Source organism: Synechococcus sp. RedBA-s, assembly GCF_024345495.1.
Classification (GTDB): Bacteria; Cyanobacteriota; Cyanobacteriia; order PCC-6307; family Cyanobiaceae; genus Regnicoccus_A.
In genome coordinates this window covers 1-15,496 of sequence record NZ_JAGQBF010000006.1, presented here as the reverse complement: position 1 = coordinate 15,496, position 15,496 = coordinate 1, and the positions used below count along the sequence as shown (strand labels likewise).

At 68.5% G+C, this 15,496-nt stretch carries 17 protein-coding genes; 9 read left to right on the top strand and 8 right to left on the bottom strand.

Annotated features, from left to right (window positions below):
* Positions 1-11: 11 nt before the first annotated feature.
* Positions 12-1,610 carry an alpha/beta fold hydrolase gene (locus KBY67_RS03360; RefSeq protein ID WP_255108729.1) on the bottom strand — a complete coding sequence of 533 codons (1,599 nt, stop codon included), beginning with the start codon at positions 1,608-1,610 and terminating at the stop codon, positions 12-14.
* Positions 1,611-1,660: 50 nt separating this feature from the next.
* Between KBY67_RS03360 and KBY67_RS03355 the strand changes: the two genes are divergently transcribed.
* Positions 1,661-2,836, top strand: a complete 1,176-nt coding sequence (locus KBY67_RS03355) for an MFS transporter (protein ID WP_255108727.1) — start codon at positions 1,661-1,663, stop codon at positions 2,834-2,836.
* Between the two features lie 22 nt (positions 2,837-2,858).
* Here the strand turns inward: KBY67_RS03355 and KBY67_RS03350 are convergent, their stop codons facing one another.
* Positions 2,859-3,188: a hypothetical protein gene (locus tag KBY67_RS03350; protein ID WP_255108726.1), complete on the bottom strand. Its 330-nt coding sequence runs from the start codon at positions 3,186-3,188 to the stop codon at positions 2,859-2,861.
* 30 nt (positions 3,189-3,218) lie between these two features.
* Between KBY67_RS03350 and KBY67_RS03345 the strand changes: the two genes are divergently transcribed.
* Positions 3,219-3,950, top strand: coding sequence for a peptidase (locus KBY67_RS03345; protein WP_255108725.1), 732 nt, complete (start codon positions 3,219-3,221; stop codon positions 3,948-3,950).
* A 60-nt stretch (positions 3,951-4,010) separates the two neighbouring features.
* Here KBY67_RS03345 and ychF read toward each other — a convergent pair whose 3' ends face one another.
* Positions 4,011-5,102, bottom strand: coding sequence for a redox-regulated ATPase YchF (ychF, locus tag KBY67_RS03340; RefSeq protein ID WP_255108724.1), 1,092 nt, complete (start codon positions 5,100-5,102; stop codon positions 4,011-4,013).
* 158 nt (positions 5,103-5,260) lie between these two features.
* On the opposite strand from ychF, the gene KBY67_RS03335 reads away from it, so the two are divergent.
* Positions 5,261-6,400: an efflux RND transporter periplasmic adaptor subunit gene (locus KBY67_RS03335; protein ID WP_255108719.1), complete on the top strand. Its 1,140-nt coding sequence runs from the start codon at positions 5,261-5,263 to the stop codon at positions 6,398-6,400.
* Positions 6,401-6,409: 9 nt separating this feature from the next.
* Here the strand turns inward: KBY67_RS03335 and wecB are convergent, their stop codons facing one another.
* The gene (gene wecB, locus KBY67_RS03330) at positions 6,410-7,537 is read right to left on the bottom strand and encodes a non-hydrolyzing UDP-N-acetylglucosamine 2-epimerase (RefSeq protein ID WP_255108717.1); all 1,128 of its coding nucleotides are present in this window, start codon (positions 7,535-7,537) and stop codon (positions 6,410-6,412) included.
* Between the two features lie 103 nt (positions 7,538-7,640).
* Here wecB and KBY67_RS03325 point away from each other — a divergent pair, with 103 nt between their 5' ends.
* Complete coding sequence (locus KBY67_RS03325; RefSeq protein WP_255108715.1) at positions 7,641-8,849, top strand: type IV pilus twitching motility protein PilT; 1,209 nt, start codon at positions 7,641-7,643, stop codon at positions 8,847-8,849.
* 32 nt (positions 8,850-8,881) lie between these two features.
* Here the strand turns inward: KBY67_RS03325 and KBY67_RS03320 are convergent, their stop codons facing one another.
* Together KBY67_RS03320 and tsaD are read right to left on the bottom strand one after the other, a co-directional pair.
* Positions 8,882-9,064 (bottom strand): high light inducible protein, encoded by a 183-nt coding sequence (locus KBY67_RS03320; protein WP_255108713.1) that lies wholly within the window; start codon positions 9,062-9,064, stop codon positions 8,882-8,884.
* A gap of 42 nt (positions 9,065-9,106) precedes the next feature.
* Positions 9,107-10,162, bottom strand: coding sequence for a tRNA (adenosine(37)-N6)-threonylcarbamoyltransferase complex transferase subunit TsaD (tsaD, locus tag KBY67_RS03315; protein ID WP_255108711.1), 1,056 nt, complete (start codon positions 10,160-10,162; stop codon positions 9,107-9,109).
* Between the two features lie 108 nt (positions 10,163-10,270).
* Here tsaD and KBY67_RS03310 point away from each other — a divergent pair, with 108 nt between their 5' ends.
* Positions 10,271-10,768 carry a Photosystem I reaction center subunit III gene (locus KBY67_RS03310; protein WP_255108709.1) on the top strand — a complete coding sequence of 166 codons (498 nt, stop codon included), beginning with the start codon at positions 10,271-10,273 and terminating at the stop codon, positions 10,766-10,768.
* Between the two features lie 11 nt (positions 10,769-10,779).
* Entirely contained in the window at positions 10,780-10,896 is a 117-nt protein-coding gene (locus KBY67_RS03305; RefSeq protein WP_255108707.1) for a Photosystem I reaction center subunit IX, read from the top strand.
* A 165-nt stretch (positions 10,897-11,061) separates the two neighbouring features.
* On the opposite strand, the gene gmk is transcribed toward KBY67_RS03305, so the two are convergent.
* Positions 11,062-11,634 (bottom strand): guanylate kinase, encoded by a 573-nt coding sequence (gene gmk, locus KBY67_RS03300; RefSeq protein ID WP_255108698.1) that lies wholly within the window; start codon positions 11,632-11,634, stop codon positions 11,062-11,064.
* Between the two features lie 106 nt (positions 11,635-11,740).
* Between gmk and KBY67_RS03295 the strand changes: the two genes are divergently transcribed.
* Entirely contained in the window at positions 11,741-13,501 is a 1,761-nt protein-coding gene (locus KBY67_RS03295; protein ID WP_255108899.1) for an NFACT family protein, read from the top strand.
* On the top strand, positions 13,498-14,325 hold the full coding sequence (tatC, locus tag KBY67_RS03290; protein ID WP_255108696.1) for a twin-arginine translocase subunit TatC: 828 nt from the start codon (positions 13,498-13,500) through the stop codon (positions 14,323-14,325). Before KBY67_RS03295 ends, tatC begins: the two co-directional genes overlap by 4 nt.
* Before the next feature lie 22 nt (positions 14,326-14,347).
* Here the strand turns inward: tatC and KBY67_RS03285 are convergent, their stop codons facing one another.
* Positions 14,348-14,698, bottom strand: a complete 351-nt coding sequence (locus tag KBY67_RS03285) for a DUF3067 family protein (RefSeq protein ID WP_255108694.1) — start codon at positions 14,696-14,698, stop codon at positions 14,348-14,350.
* Between the two features lie 130 nt (positions 14,699-14,828).
* Here KBY67_RS03285 and petC point away from each other — a divergent pair, with 130 nt between their 5' ends.
* Positions 14,829-15,365: a cytochrome b6-f complex iron-sulfur subunit gene (gene petC / locus KBY67_RS03280; protein WP_255108692.1), complete on the top strand. Its 537-nt coding sequence runs from the start codon at positions 14,829-14,831 to the stop codon at positions 15,363-15,365.
* Positions 15,366-15,496: the final 131 nt, after the last annotated feature.

The following is a 15,496-nucleotide window of genomic DNA, read 5'->3' as shown; positions in this document are numbered from 1 at the left end:
CGGCGCCTTCTTCAGGGGCCGATCCGGCGGCGCCAACGCCGGGCATTGGCGCCATCGAGCACGTAGGCCGTGACGCCATCACGGCTGCGCCGCTGCGGGGCCATCGGAATAGTGGCGTCCACCGACGAGAGAAAATCGGAGGTGAGGCTGAGCAGCAACTCCTGAACCCGCACCGGCTCCACCCCCACCAGGCCATCGCCGAGCCGCCAGAGGGCCTGCTCCTGCTCCTTGACGCGCACCACGGAAAAATGGCTGCCGCCCTCCACCATCACCAGGCGGCTGCGGGGATCGGGGTGCTGCAGAAACAGCGCCAGCTGTTCGCTCACCGGCGGGGTGACCAGATCCAGCCCACCGCCGGTGATCAGCAGCGGTGCCTTGAGGCGTTCCAGACCGCGGCCAGGCCAGAGCAGACTGCCGAAGCCATTGAAGCTCACCACGGCGGCCAGCATTACGGGCCGAGCGCTCGCCAGCTCCGGCAGGGGCACCTCCTGGAGCTGGCACTGCAGCAGCCTGGAGATGTTGATCAGGGGGATCACATCCAGAGCCCGCTCGCAGCGGCGGGCCAGGCCCGGAGCCGGGCGCAGGCCGCTGGCCAACAGGGCCGAAAGCCCTCCCAGGGAGTGGCCCATCAACACCACGGAGTCTCCAAGTCCAGGGATCTTTCCCTGCCGCTCTGCCCCCAGCACCGCCTCCACATCAGCCAGGCGATCGGGCAGGGTTTCAGCCCCCGGCGGGGGGCGCTGGCCATCGAGCATCTGGCGCACCGCCGCCTCGTTGCTGCCTGGGTGCTCGATCATCAGCACCGGCCAGCCCCGGGCGGCCAGGCCCCTGGCCAACCAACCCAGCTGGGCGCTGCTGCCCCCGAGTCCCGGCATCAGCAGCACCCAGGAGCGCTGGCGGGGTGCGACGGCCGGCCAGAGCTCCAGCTCCAGCGGGACTGGCCTGTGGGACACCGTCAGGGCGATGGCCCTGGGCCTGGGGTCGGGCTGAATCGCCGCCAGCTTTGCACCGGTCTCCGACTCCTGGCGGAGGCGCAGCGGCAGGTCCCGCAACTGCTTCAGCGCCAGCGTCTGCTCCTCCAGCTGCCGCCGCCAGAGGGCCGCGAGCTGCAGCAGACCATCGAGATCAAGGGTGAGCTGGGGCGTGGGCACCGCCTGCAGCAGGTCCACGAACCGGATTGGTTCGGGCCGCAGCAGGCGCTCGCGCAGGGTGTTGAGCAGCAGCACGCCACTGCCGGGCTTGCCACCGGCGAACAGTTCCCCCACCGCCTCGAGCACCTGACGGCCCGCCCAACTCTGCAGCAGCTGCAGGGCGAAACCGCGATCGGGCAGCAGGGGGGATCGCAGCAGGCTCAACAGATCCTCGCGGCTGCTGCTGTCAAGCAGCTCAAGCCAGATCCCCAGTTCATTGCGGCTGCCCGTCGGATCGAGGCTCCAGGCCTCGAGCTGGTGCAGGTCGATGGGCAGCGAGAGGCCATCGAGCCGCACATCAAGGCGGTCGGCCGCCCGGGCTGGGGCCAGCAGCAGCGGCGACGCCGTGCCCAGCAGCAGACTGGCCAGCAGTGCCAGCCCCCGACGAACGTGTTGTGACAGAGCCGCAGGCAGGAGCAAGTCAACCAATCTGGTGGCTCCAGTTTCCCGCGCCGCTGCGCGAACTGACCGTGATCCGCCTGGTGGGCAGCTTCGGGGCCGGCGGGATCCTCTATCTCACGCCGGTGGTGTTCCATCAGGCGCAGTTCTCGGCCCTGGCGGTGGGTCAGGGGCTGGCCGCCGCGGCCCTGGCCGGCACCGTCGGGCGGCTGCTGAGCGGCTGGTGGCTCGACCATGGCCTCAGCACCACCCGGCCGGTGCTGCTGGCGGCACTGATCTCGGTGGTGGCCGACAGCCGGCTGTTCAGCGCTGACACCTTCGCCGCCTATGTGCTGGGGCAGTTGCTGCTGGGACTGGCGATGGGGATCTACTGGCCGGCAATCGAGCTGGCGGTGCCCCTGAGTGCGCCACCCCTGCCCAGCAGCCGCGCCTATGCCCTGGTGCGCACCGGAGATGCTCTGGGTGCAGCCCTGGGGGTGCTGCTGGGAGCCCTCCTGGCCGGCAGCCAGCACCTGCGCGGCATCTATCTGCTCGACATCGCCTGCATGCTGGTGGTGATCAGCCTGCTTCTGCGCTCACCCCTGCCCATGGCGGCAGCCGCCAGCCAGCTGGAGCGCCGGCTTCCCTGGCGCCAATGGGTGAAACCACTGCTGCCCCTGCTGGGGGTGACCCTGCTGGCCACAGCGATGCTGTCGCTGCTGCAGAGCGCCCTGCCACTGGATCTGGTGCGGGGCGGGCTGGCGCGGGCGCCGCTGAGCGAGAGCCTCGGGGCCCTGCTGCTGGGCCTGCAGCTCAGCTTGCTGCTGCTGCTGCAGTGGCCCCTGGGGCGTTGGCTGGCGCAGCGGCCGGTGGCCTTCGGTCTGGGCTGGAGCCTGCTGGGCTTCGCCCTTGGCAGCCTGCTGCTGGCCCTCTCCGCCCTGGGCTGGCAGAGCCTGCCCCTGCTGGTGCTGGCCCAGCTGCCTCTGGCGGCAGCGGCGGCGGCCTTCCTGCCCACCGCTAGCGAAGCTGTGATCGAGGTCACCCCGGCGTCCCATCAGGGGATGGCCCTGGCCCTGTTTTCCCAGTGCTTCGCCATCAGCTCCTTCGTGGCCCCCCTGGTGGGTGGCTGGTTGCTGGAGAACCAGAGGCACGGGGCCGGCCTCTGGCTGCTGATGACGCTGCTGAGCCTGCTGGGATTGCTGTTGGTGGGTGAGCTGAGCCGCTTCCATCCCCATGCCGCTCAGCGGCAGATCCAACCAAGGCCCTGATCCCCGTGGACGTGGGGAGCCCTCAGGGCTCATCGACCTGGTCGTTGACCTGATCGTTGACCTGGGTCTTGGCCTTCTGGGCACGGATCCAGGCTTCCGACTCATGGGGCAGCGGCTCAGTGCCGTATTCCCAGTCGTCGTAGTCGGGGTCATTGCGGATCCGCTGGTGCAGTTCCTTCTGGACCTCGAAATTGTGGGGGTGATCGGCGGGAGCGGCCGGATCGATGGCCGCTTCAGGGTCGTTGGCGGGGGACGTCTGGGATGAGGGCATCACCGGCCACTGCAGCTCATGACATTGTCCCCCCTGACCGGGGGCGTTGCCGGCACAGACGCAGCGGCGGGCGCGCCGCAACAATGGTTCGGCCTTAGGGATGAGCCGGCCGTGACCTATTGCGTGGGCATGCTGCTGCAGGAGGGACTGGTGATGGCCTCCGATTCACGCACCAACGCCGGTGTCGATGATTTCGCCAGGTTCTGCAAGATGACCACCTTCGAGCGGCCCGGTGATCGGGTGATCGTTCTGCTCAGTTCCGGCAGCCTGGCCGGCACCCAGGCGGTGGTGAGCCTGCTGAAGCAACGGGCCAGCCGCAACGACGCACCCGCGACCCTCTGGACCGCCCAGACCCTGTTCGACGTGGCCCTGCTGGTGTCGGATGCCATGCGCGAGATCGAGCTTCGCGACGCCCCCTCCCTGGAAGGCAGTGCGCTGACCTTCAACGCCTCCTTCATCCTCGGCGGCCAGATCAAAGGAGAAGCCCCGCGACTGTTCCGCATCTACGCCGAAGGCAACTTCATCGAAGCCGGCGAGGACACGCCCTTCCTGCAGACCGGCGAAGCCAAATACGGCAAGCCGATCATCGACCGAGTCATCACCCCGGCCACGACGATGGCGGATGCCACCAAGTGCGTGCTGGTGTCCTTCGATTCCACCATGCGCAGCAATCTGTCGGTGGGCATGCCGATCGATCTGATCTGGTACAGGCGCGACAGCCTGGCCATTCAGCACCGGCGCCGCTTCCTCGACGGTGACCCCTACTTCGCCGCCCTGAGCAGCGGCTGGAGCAGTGGAGTCCGCCAGGCCTTCCGCGGCCTCCCCGACCTGGAGTGGTCCTGAGTGCTGGAATCCGGTCACAGGGGTCTCGAGCCCGAAAGACACGAGCGCCGAGCCTTCGACTCAGACGTTGAAGAGGAACTCCATCACATCGCCCTCCTGCACCACATACTCCTTACCCTCGCTGCGCAGCCAGCCGCGGTTGCGGGCTTCCGGCAGGGAGCCGGCCTCCAGCAGCTGGGCATAGGCCACGGTCTGGGCGCGGATGAAGCCGCGCTCGAAGTCGGTGTGGATCACCCCGGCGGCCTGGGGGGCAGTCATGCCGGCGGTGATCGTCCAGGCGCGGGTTTCCTTCTCACCGGTGGTGAAGTAGGTGCGCAGGCCCAGCAGACGGTAGGTGGCGTGGATCAGGCTCTGCAGGCCGCCCTCGCTCACCCCGAGGCCCTCCAGGTAATCGCCGCGCTCGGCCTCACCGAGCTCGATCAGTTCCGCCTCCACCTGGGCTGAGATGCGAACGGCGCCGGCACCTTCCCGGCCGGCCAGCTCCTCCACGGAGCGGCTGAATGCATTGCCGCCGGCCAGGTCGTCTTCCGAGACGTTGGTGGCGTAGATGATCGGTTTGGCGGTGAGCAGCCCCAGGGGCTTGAGCATCGGGGCCTCCTCCTCCCCCAGCTCCACGTTGCGGGCGGCACCGCCCCGCTCCAGCTCCGCCTGGATCCGCGCTAGCGCGGCATCCTCGACCTGGGCCTCCTTACTGGTGCGCGCCTGTTTCTTGAGGCGCTCGCGGCGCTTCTCGATCTGGCCGAGATCGGCCAGGCCCAGCTCCAGGTTGATCACTTCGGCATCCCGCACCGGAACCACATCACCCGACACGTGGATCACGTCGTCGTCCTCAAAGCAGCGCACCACGTGCACGATCGCGTCGACCTCGCGAATGTTGGCGAGGAACTTATTGCCCAGGCCCTCCCCCTGGCTGGCCCCCTTCACCAGCCCGGCGATGTCGACGAACTCCACCCGGGTGGGCACGATCTCACGGGAGCTGGACACATTCGAGAGCATCTTCAGCCGCGGATCAGGCACCGCCACGCTGCCCACGTTGGGCTCGATCGTACAGAAGGGGAAATTGGCCGCCTGGGCCTGGGCGTTGGCCACCAGGGCGTTGAACAGGGTGGACTTGCCCACGTTGGGCAGCCCCACGATTCCGGCTTTGAGCATGGCCTGGAATCTAGACGGGCCCCCCTCCATGGACCGGGGCCACAGTTGGGGACAACACCAGGAAGACTGGTCTCAGTCAACGGAGCACGTCCATCGCCACGCGGATGCTCGAACAACCCCCAGCCCCGAAGCCGCTACAGGCTCCGCTGCCCTCCGGATTGAGCGCGGGCGCCCCAGGGACCGGCGGTCTGGCTCCGCGCCGCCATTGGCGGCGCTGGGCGGCCGGTGCTGTGGCCCTGGTGCTGGTGGTGGGCGGCGTGGCCATCTGGCAGCGCCAGCGCCAGGCCGCCAAACGCAGCAACCTCGCCGATTTCACCGTGGTGGCCCAGCGGGGCACCCTGCCGGGGGTGGTGAGTGCCAGCGGTGAGCTGGAGGCGGGTCGCAGCGTCAACGTGAGCCCCAAACGCGGCGGAGTGCTCGAATCGCTGTTCGTGGATGAAGGCGACCGGGTGAGCAAGGGCCAGCCCATCGCCCTGATGGACAGCGGTGACCTGCGCCAGCGGGAGCTGGAACTGGGGGCCCAGGTGCGCCTGGCGGAAGCCGAGGAAATCCGCGCCCGCTCCGACTACGAACGCCGCCTCAAGCTGTTCGCCGAAGGGGCCATCAGCGAGGACGACATCGTTTCGTTCCGCACCCGGGCCCTCACCGCCGGGGCCTCCCTCGACGCGGCTCGCAAGCGTTTCAGCCAACGCACGGTGGAGAGGGGGGAACTGACGATCCGGGCCCCCTTCGATGGCTTGATCACCCAACGCTTCGCCGATCCCGGCGCCTTCGTGACCCCCACCACGTCCGCTTCCGCCAATGCCGGTGCCTCCAGCTCCTCGGTGGTAGAGCTGGCCCAGGGGCTGGAGGTGGTCGCCAAAGTGCCTGAGAACGACATCGGCCGCATCAGCATCGGCCAGAGCGCCAGCGTGCGGGTGGATGCCTTCCCCGACAAGCGCTTCGCCGCCCGGGTGATCCAGGTGGCACCGCGGGCGGTGAAGAACAACAACGTCACCTCTTTCGAGGTGAAGCTCTCCCTCAGCGACCCCAACAACCTGCTGCGCATCGGCATGACCGCCGACATCAACTTCCAGACCGGCACCCTGCCGCCCCAGACGCTGGTGCCCACCGTGGCGGTGGTCACCGAGGAAGGCAAACCGGGCGTGCTGCTGGTGGGCAAGGACAACCAGCCCCGCTTTCAGCCGGTGACCCTGGGCTCCAGCAGTGGCCGCAACACCCAGATCATCACAGGGCTCGAGCAGGGCACTCGGGTGTTCATCGATCTGCCCCCGTGGGCGAAGAAGCGGGACTCCTGATGGCCCCGATCAGCCCACGGCGGCTCTGCTCAGGAAGTTGCGGCTGGCCTCGAGGATCCGGCCGCTGGCCTGACCATCGCCGAAGGGGTTGTGGGCCTGGGCCATGGCCGCATAGGCCTGGGGATCGTCCAGCAGCCGGCTGGCCTCCTCCACGATTGAGGTGCTGTCGGTGCCGATCAGCCGCGCCGTTCCAGCTGTGACCGCTTCAGGGCGCTCAGTGGTGCGCCGCAGCACCAGCACCGGCTTGCCCAGGGCCGGCGCCTCCTCCTGCAAGCCACCGGAATCGGAGAGCAGCAGGGTGCAGCCGCGGATCGCCCCCACCAGCTGGTCGTAGTCGAGGGGTTCGCAGAGGTGGGCGCGGGGATGCTGACCCAGCAACTGCTGCAAGGGTTCACGCACCGTGGGGTTGCGGTGCAGGGGCAGCAGCAGGGCCGTGTCGGGGTGGCGATCCAGCAGCTGGCGGAAGCCCTCGGCGATGCTGGTGAGCCGCTCGCCCCAGTTCTCGCGTCGGTGGACAGTGGCCAGGATCACCCGCTGCCGCTCCCAGTCGAGGCCGGGGATCTGGGGCAGGGGGGCCGAGGCGGCCCTCAGCAGCAGTGCATCGATCACCGTGTTGCCCGTGACCAGGATCTCCCCCACCACGCCGGAGGCTTTCAGGTTCGCCTCGGACACAGTGGTGGGTGCGAAGTGCAGCTGGGCCACCTGGGAGATCAATCGCCGGTTCGCCTCCTCGGGGAAGGGATCCAGGAGGTTGTCGGTGCGCAGGCCGGCCTCCACATGGCCCACCGGAATCTGCTCGTAAAAGGCCGCCAGGGCCGAAGCGAAGGCGGTGGTGGTGTCGCCCTGCACCAGCACCAACTGAGGGCGGTGCTCCAGAAACTCCTCCCGCAGACCCTGAAGGGCCGCACAGGTGACATGGGTGAGGGTCTGCTTCGGGGCCATCAGGGCCAGGTCGCGGTCGGGGGTGAGCCCGAACAGATCCATCACCTGAGCCACCATCTCCCGGTGCTGACCGGTGAGCACAACCCGGGTGCGGAAGCCTCTATCGCGCTGGAACGCCAGGATCACCGGTGCCAGCTTGATCGCTTCTGGCCGGGTGCCCAGCACGATGCTCACGAGCGGTGCGGTGGCGGTCAAGGGGGCGAGGCGGTGGCTGGGATCTTAGGGAAGGGCCCCGGGGTTACCCCATGACAGGAGCCCAGTTTCGAGCAATGCTGAGCACACAGGCCGCCGCCCAACCGTGAATCCACTTGAGAGCAGCCATGCTCCCCAGGCCATGGGGGAGGCCACTGCAGTCAGGCTGCCGCCCCCACCTCCGCCGGCGCCCGCATCAGGGGCCCCAGCGCAAACCAGCCCAGCCCAGAAATGGCCCAGCTTTGGCGATCTGCCCCCCAGCCTGGAGGCAATCGTGGCGATCGCCGAAGCCAGGACCTACTCCGACGTGCACATCGGGGTGGGGGAATCCCCCCGTTTCCGAGGTCAGGGAACGATGCTGCCCACGGGCTGGCCCATCACTGACCGGGAGCAATTCGGGCGCTGGCTGGAGGAGATTCTCGAGCCCGGCGACCTGGATCGCTTCCGCAGCGACCTCGACTTCGACGGGGCCCATGCCTTCCCCTTCGCGCGCATCCGCATCAACCTGCTGGAGAGCCTGCGCGGCCCGGCGATGGTCCTGCGGCTGATCCCCCTGCAGGTGCCGAGCCTGGATCAGCTGGCCATGCCAGCGGTGCTGAAGGAACTGGCCACTTACCCCAAGGGGCTGGTGCTGATGACCGGTCCCACGGGCTGCGGCAAGAGCACCACCCTGGCCGCCATGATCGATTGGATCAACCGAACCGCCGCCAAGCACGTCATCACCATCGAAGATCCGGTGGAATTCGTGCACACCAGCCGCACCTGTCTGATCAAGCAGAGGGAGGTGGGGCACCACACCAAGCGTTTCCATACGGCACTGCGGGCAGCGTTGCGGGAAGACCCCGACGTGATCCTGATCGGTGAAATCCGCGACCGCGACACCCTCTCCACCGCCCTGGAGGCCGCCCAGACCGGCCACCTGGTGTTCGGCACCCTCCACACCAATTCAGCTGTTCGCACCGTGGATCGGGTGATGGGCCTGTTCGATCCGGGCAGCAAAGAGCAGATGCGCCGGGAGGTGGCGGAATCGCTGTTGGCGGTGATTTCCCAGGGGCTGATCCGCACCAGGGATGGGAATCGCACGGCCTATCACGATCTGCTGGTCAACAACGAAGCCTGCCGCGACTACATCCAACGGGGGGACCTCGATGAGGTGGAGCAGATCATGGCCCGTAGTGCCTTCGACGGCATGCAGACCATCAACCAGTCGCTGGCAGCTCTGGTGGAGGCCGGAACCGTAGATCCCAGCGAAGCGCTCTCCCACAGCCTCAAGCCGAACGAACTGGCCCAGACCCTGCGCGGCCGGATCGGCTAAGCCCTGGGGTCAGCTCAGGCCATGGTCGCCACTCAGGAGCGGGTGGCCAGACGAATCAACAGCAGACTGGCCAGACCCAGTGACAGGCCGAGCATGGCCAGACGTCCGTTCCAGATCTCGGCCTGGGGGGTGAAGCCGCGGCGCCAGGCATTGAGCTCCTGCGGGTCGACATCGACGGGCTCAAGCCGGTTCTCACTGATCTCAGCAAGGCCCATTTGTTGTCGTCCCAAGACACAGTGGAGATCACTCTAAAGCGATTAACAACCCGCCCGCGTTTCGTAAAGGCTGCCCGCCTGATCCAGCGGCAGCCTGGCCTGGACCCCCAGATCGCAGCTGCTGCGGGCTCCGACGGCCAGGCGGGCCGCTGCCGCCACGCCGATCATGGCGGCGTTATCGGTGCAGTAGGCCAGCGGCGCGACACGCCACTGCAGGCCGAAGGCAGCGCAACGCTCCCCCATCATCTGGCGGAGGCGGCGGTTGGCCGCCACCCCGCCCACCAGCACCACGGTGTCCAGCCCCTGATCCAGGGCGCAACGGCAGCTGCGCTCCACCAGCACCTCCGCCACCACCCGCTCAAAACTGGCGGCGATGTCGGCCAGCGGCAGCTCCGGCGGCTCCTGCTCCAAGCGCTGCACCAGTCGCAACACGGCGGTCTTGAGGCCACTGAAGCTGAAGTCGTAGGGATGGAAGCCGCCCTCGGGCCGCGACACCCGGCCCTTGGGCAAGGGGAAGCGCTGGGGATCACCGTCGGCCGCCGCCACCTGGATCGCGGGGCCGCCGGGATAGCCCAGTCCCAGCAGTCGCGCCACCTTGTCAAAGGCCTCGCCGGCCGCGTCGTCGTGGCTGCGGCCGAGGCGCTGGTAGGCCCCGATCCCCTCCACCCGCACCAGCTCGGTGTGACCGCCGCTGACCAGAAGCACCAGGTAGGGGCCGGGCGGCAAGGGCTCCCCCAGCTGCACCGAGCAGAGGTGACCCTCCAGGTGGTGCACCCCCAGAAAGGGCAGGTCGTGAAGACGGGCGAGGGTGCGGCCGGTGACCGATCCCACCAGAAGGGCCCCCACCAGACCCGGCGCCACCGTGGCGGCGATGCCATCGAGATCGCCGTAGCTCAGGCCCGACTCGGCCATCACCTGCTCCACCAACTGGGGCAGGGCTTCCACATGCCGCCTGGAGGCGATTTCCGGCACCACACCCCCCCAGCGGGCGTGCTCCTCCACCTGGGAGGCCACTGCGCCGGCCAGCACCGTGCGATCGCGCACAATCGCAGCCGCTGACTCGTCACAACTTGTTTCGAGGGCCAGAACCGTTGGCATGGCGCCCAAGGAGCTCCCTTACTGTCCGCGTGTGACATCCTGCCCCGCGGCCCCACGCCGATGCAGGGCTCCGCAGGGCACTCCCCCCGGCTTCTACCCAGGCTCTCCATGCGACGTCTTCTCCCCCGCCTGTGCGCGGTTCTGCTCTCGGCCTTCCTCCTCGTCGGCTTTGCGCCTGTGGCCTCGGCCGAGGCCTCGCTGGCCGGGCTGACCCCCTGTGCCGAGAGCGCCCGCTTCCAGCAGCGGGCCTCGGCTGCCCAGACCGACCAGGCCAAGGCACGCTTCAACGTGTACAGCCAGTCGCTGTGCGGTGATGACGGCCTGCCCCGCCTGATCGTGGATGGCCGCTTCAGCCATGCCGGGGATTTCCTGATCCCGGGCCTTCTCTTCCTCTACATCGCTGGCACGATCGGCTGGGCCGGCCGCGCTTACCTGATGGCGATCCGCGGCAGCAAGGACGCCACCATGCGTGAGATCCAGATCGACATGCCCCTGGCGTTCAAATCCACCCTTGCCGCCTCCGTCTGGCCCCTGGCCGCCTTCAACGAGTTCGTCGGCGGAAAAATGATTGAAGCCGACTCCAAAGTGACCGTTTCCCCCCGCTGATTCCTGGAACCATGAAAAAATTCCTTACCACCGCTCCCGTCGTTGCCGCCGTCTGGTTCACCCTGACTGCCGGAATCACCATCGAGGTCTTCCGCTTTTTCCCCGACCTGATCCTCCGCCCGCTCTGAGGGAACGTTCACCCTTCAGTCGTCGTGCTCAGCTGGGGTTCCAACGACTGATCGACAGGACCAACGGATGTCTGCCCGCGATGTCCTGTCGTTCTGCCACCCGGCTTCCGACTGTCATTCAGATTCAATCAGCGGCCCCCCGGGGCCGCTTTTTTATGGCGGCTGTCAGCCTGCGGCCAGGCCAAGGGCCGCTTCCAACTCAGCCACGGCTGCGTCCAGAGCACCATTCACCAGCACCGCGTCAAATTCCGCTTCAGCCGCCAGCTCCTGGTGGGCGCGCGCCAGCCGCCGCTGGATGGCCTCCTCGCTGTCGGTGCCACGGCCGCGGATCCGCCGCTCCAGCTCCTCAAAACTGGGGGGCTTGATGAACACCTGAAACCCTGCGGGAAAACTCCGCCGCACCTGACGGGCCCCCTCCAGCTCGATCTCCAGCAGCACCGGTTGGCCCAGGGCCAGGTGCTCCTCCACCGGCGCCCGTGGCGTGCCGTAGAGATTGCCGGCGAACTCGGCCCACTCCAGGAAGCCATCCGCCTGCACCTGGGCCTCAAAACGCTCACGATCGAGAAAGCGATAGGTGCTCCCATCGACCTCAGCGGGCCTGGGGGCCCGGGTGGTGGCCGACACCGACAGCCAGAGGCGGGGATGGCGCTCCAGAAGGGTCGCCACCAGCGTGCCCTTGCCCACACCACTGGGGCCGCTGATCACGGTGAGCCGTCCAGGCGTTGAAGGGGATCCCATGGGGGTTTTCGGCTGGCCAGCAGAGTAGGGGGATCCAAGCGCACGCTCCGGCGTGAAACGGCAGCCCATGGCGCCCCAGACCCAGCCCAGCCTGGCCATCCAGGCCATGGATCTCACCACCCTGCGGGCGGTGCTGGCGGAGCTGCGTCCGCTGCTGGTGCCGTCGCGCTTCGAGAAGGCCCAACAGCCCAATCCCCACACCCTGCAACTGGGGCTGCGTGGCCTGAGTGGACTGCGCTGGTTGGAGATCAGCTGGCTGGCGGCGGCCCCCCGGCTGCTGGCGATCCCGCCGCCGCCCAGGCAGGGGGAGGGCAGCACCCTGGCCCGGGTCCTGCAGCACGGCCTCGGGGGGCTGGCCCTGGTAGCGATCGAGCAGGAGGGTTTCGAGCGAGTGGTGGATCTGCATTTCGCGCCCCGGCCCGGAGAGCCCAGCGGCCGCCGTCTGGTGGTGGAACTGATGGGTCGCCACAGCAACGTGTTCCTGCTCGATGACCATGGACGGGTGGTGAGCCTGGCCCGCCAGGTGCGGGAGCAGCACTCACGGCTGCGGCCGATCACCAGCGGCTCCTTCTACGGGCGCCCACCGGCCCTGCAGTCGGATCCCCCCAGCCTGAATGAATCCCAGGAACGCTGGCGGCGGCGGCTGCAGCTGGTGCCGGTGACCCTGAGCCAGGCCCTGCAGCAGGCCTACCAGGGGATCAGTCCGGCCCTGGCGCTGCAGCTGGCCGCTGGAGCACAGGAGCCGGCCCCTGAGCTGCTGGCCCGGCGGGTGGACACGCTCAGCCAGGCCCACTGGGATCAGCTCTGGGAGCACTGGCAGCGCTGGCTGCGCGATCTGGAGCAGGAGCGCTTCGGCTGGGACGTCGATGACGCCGGCACTGGCCCCAGCCACTACCGCTGCTGGGGCACCGCCACCAACGGCCCCGTGAACGCCCCCCTGACGGCCTACTACCGCCAGCGCCTGGGTCAGGGGGAGCTGCAGCGACGCCGGGCGAGTCTGGAGCTGAAGCTGCTGGCCGCCCGCGAGCGAGAGGACCGCCAGCGCCAACAGCAGCAGGACCTGCTCGATCAGGTGGAGAGTGGGGATGAGCTCAGTCGCGAAGCCGACGCCCTGCTGTGCCTGGCGGCCCCCAGCCGCGAGCAGGTGGCCACAGCCCAGACCCTCTACAAGCGGGCCCGGCGGCTGCGGCGCTCGGTGGTCTCGATCACCCCCCGGCTGGAGCTGCATCAGCGGCAGCTGATGCAGCTCGACGCCAGCCTGGCCTTTCTAGCGATGCACAGCCTTGAGCTCAGTGCCGGCCCCGGCAACGGCGCTCAGGCCGGGGATCTGGAGGAGGCCCTCAGCCAGCTGGAGGCCCTTGAGCAGGAGAGCGAGGAGCTGCTGGCCCGGCGAGGCCCCGATGGGCGCCAGCCTCGCCGCCGCGCTCCACCGCGCTCTGCCGCGGCTGGCGGGACCCCATCCCCCCTGGAGCTGCTCACCCCCGGCGGCCTGCAGGTGCAGGTGGGCCGCAACCACCGCCAGAACGAATGGATCAGCCTGCGCCAGGCGCGGCGTGGCGACCTCTGGTTCCACGCGCAGGAATGCCCCGGCAGCCACGTGATGCTCAAGGCCTCGTCCGCGGCGGCCGCGGAGGCCGACCTCCAGCTGGCCGCTGATCTGGCCGCCCACTTCAGCCGAGCCCGACACAATGGCCGGGTGGCGGTGCTGAAGGTGCCCTCGGATCAATTGCAACGAATTGCCGGGGCTTTGGCCGGCACCGTGAGCCACAGAGGGGGTGAGGTGGTCTGGGCTTCACCGCAGCGGGCCGCCCACTGGCTCGCTGCGGTGGAATCTGTGTCTAAGGTCCCAGCGGAGCCTGGGCCATGAGCGAACCAACCCCATCCACTGCCAGCGTCGCAACCGGCAGCAGCGCCAGCGGAACGGCCCTGCCCGAGCCGGCACCCATCCGCGTCAACCGTCCGGACGAGTTCCCCGGCGAAGTGGAGATGAGCCTGCTGGAGCACCTGGAGGAGCTGCGGCGGCGGGTGCTGCGCAGCCTGCTGGCCCTGGTGGTCTCCGCAGCCGTCTGCCTGGTGCTGGTGCGCCCCCTGGTGCGCCTGCTGCAGGTGCCCGCGGTGGGCATGCGCTTCCTGCAGCTGGCACCTGGGGAATTCCTGTTCGTCTCCCTCAAGGTGGCCGGCTACGCCGGTCTCACCCTGGTGCTGCCCTACGTCCTCTATGAGCTGCTCTCCTTCGTGCTGCCTGGCCTGACCCGGCGCGAGCGACGGCTGGTGGCCCCGGCGGTGGCCGCATCGGCGGTGCTGTTCCTGGTGGGGCTGGCCTTCGCCTGGTGGGCGCTGGTACCCGCGGCCCTGCGTTTCCTGGTGAACTACGGCGCCGATGTAGTGGAGCCGATCTGGTCGATCGAGCGCTATCTCGATTTCGTGCTGCTGCTGATGGTCGCCACCGGACTGGCCTTCGAGCTGCCGGTGCTGCAACTGCTGCTGGGGGCCTTCGGTTTGGTGGGATCCCGCACCATGCTGGGGTCCTGGCGCTGGGTGGTGCTGGGCTCCGCCCTGGCCGGAGCGGTGCTCACCCCTTCCACCGACCCAGTGACGATGCTGCTGCTCACCGGAGCGATCACAGCCCTGTTCCTGATTGGGGTGGCCCTGGTGGCCCTGGTGGAGCAGGTGCGGCCCGAGCCCACCTGAACAGCGAGGCTCGCGGCCGGGCTCAGAGCAGAAATTCGCTGCTGCGACCGTCCGCGGCCGGCTCCAGGGCCAGGCTCATGGCCTTCCCCAACCGCGGCCGGTCCCTGGTGGTGCTGAGCCAGCTCCGCACCTGCTCCGCTACCTGAAGGTTGTTGAGCACCTCCACCAGCTCCCGCAGGCGGGCTTCATAGCCAGCGGCATCCAACGGGAAAGACTGCTGCTCCAGGTAGGCCCACATCACCTGCAGGTACAACCGCCCGCGGCGCTGGACCAGCTGCAGGTCGTAGGAGGCCTGCCAGCGGGAGCGCAACAGAGCGATCACCTCCTCATAACGGAGGGGCGCGGAGGCAGAGGGGGTGACGGGATCGGTCAACGGCGAAGCCGACGGCAGAGACAACAGCATGTTGCGGCAACCGCTCAGACCCCCGGTCTGTCCCCCGGTGGACGGAGGGGCAGCGGTCATAATGGGCGGCACGTTGGTTCGGCACCAAGGAACGCCTCGTATGACCCAGATCCCTGTGAGCGATGTGCCCGGAATGGGTCGTCGGCAGTTCATGAATCTGCTCACCTTCGGCACGGTCACGGGGGTTGCCCTGGGCGCTCTGTACCCGGTGGTCAACTACTTCATCCCCCCCAAGGCCGCCGGCGGCGGCGGCGGCACCACCGCCAAGGACGAGCTGGGCAACACCGTCACCGCCACGGGTTGGCTCTCCACCCACAAGGAGGGCGACCGCAGCCTGGTACAGGGGCTCAAGGGTGATCCCACCTACCTGCTGGTGGAGGGTCCCGAGGCGATCGGCAGCTACGGGATCAACGCCATCTGCACCCACCTCGGTTGCGTCGTGCCCTGGAACAGCGGCGCCAACAAGTTCATGTGCCCCTGCCACGGCAGCCAGTACGACGCCACCGGCATGGTGGTGCGCGGTCCAGCCCCGCTCTCCTTGGCCCTGGCCAACGTCACGGTCGACAACGACACCGTGTTCCTGAGCCAGTGGAGCGACACCGACTTCCGCACCGGCGACAAGCCCTGGTGGGCCTGATCCCCCCCCTTCTCACTCCCCTTCGTCGCCCGCTCGCCCAGTGCTGATCGGGCTGGTGCTGGCCACGCGGCTGGGTAAGGCCCGGCAGATCGATCCCGTGGTGATCGCCGACCTGCTGCCCCTGCTGGTGC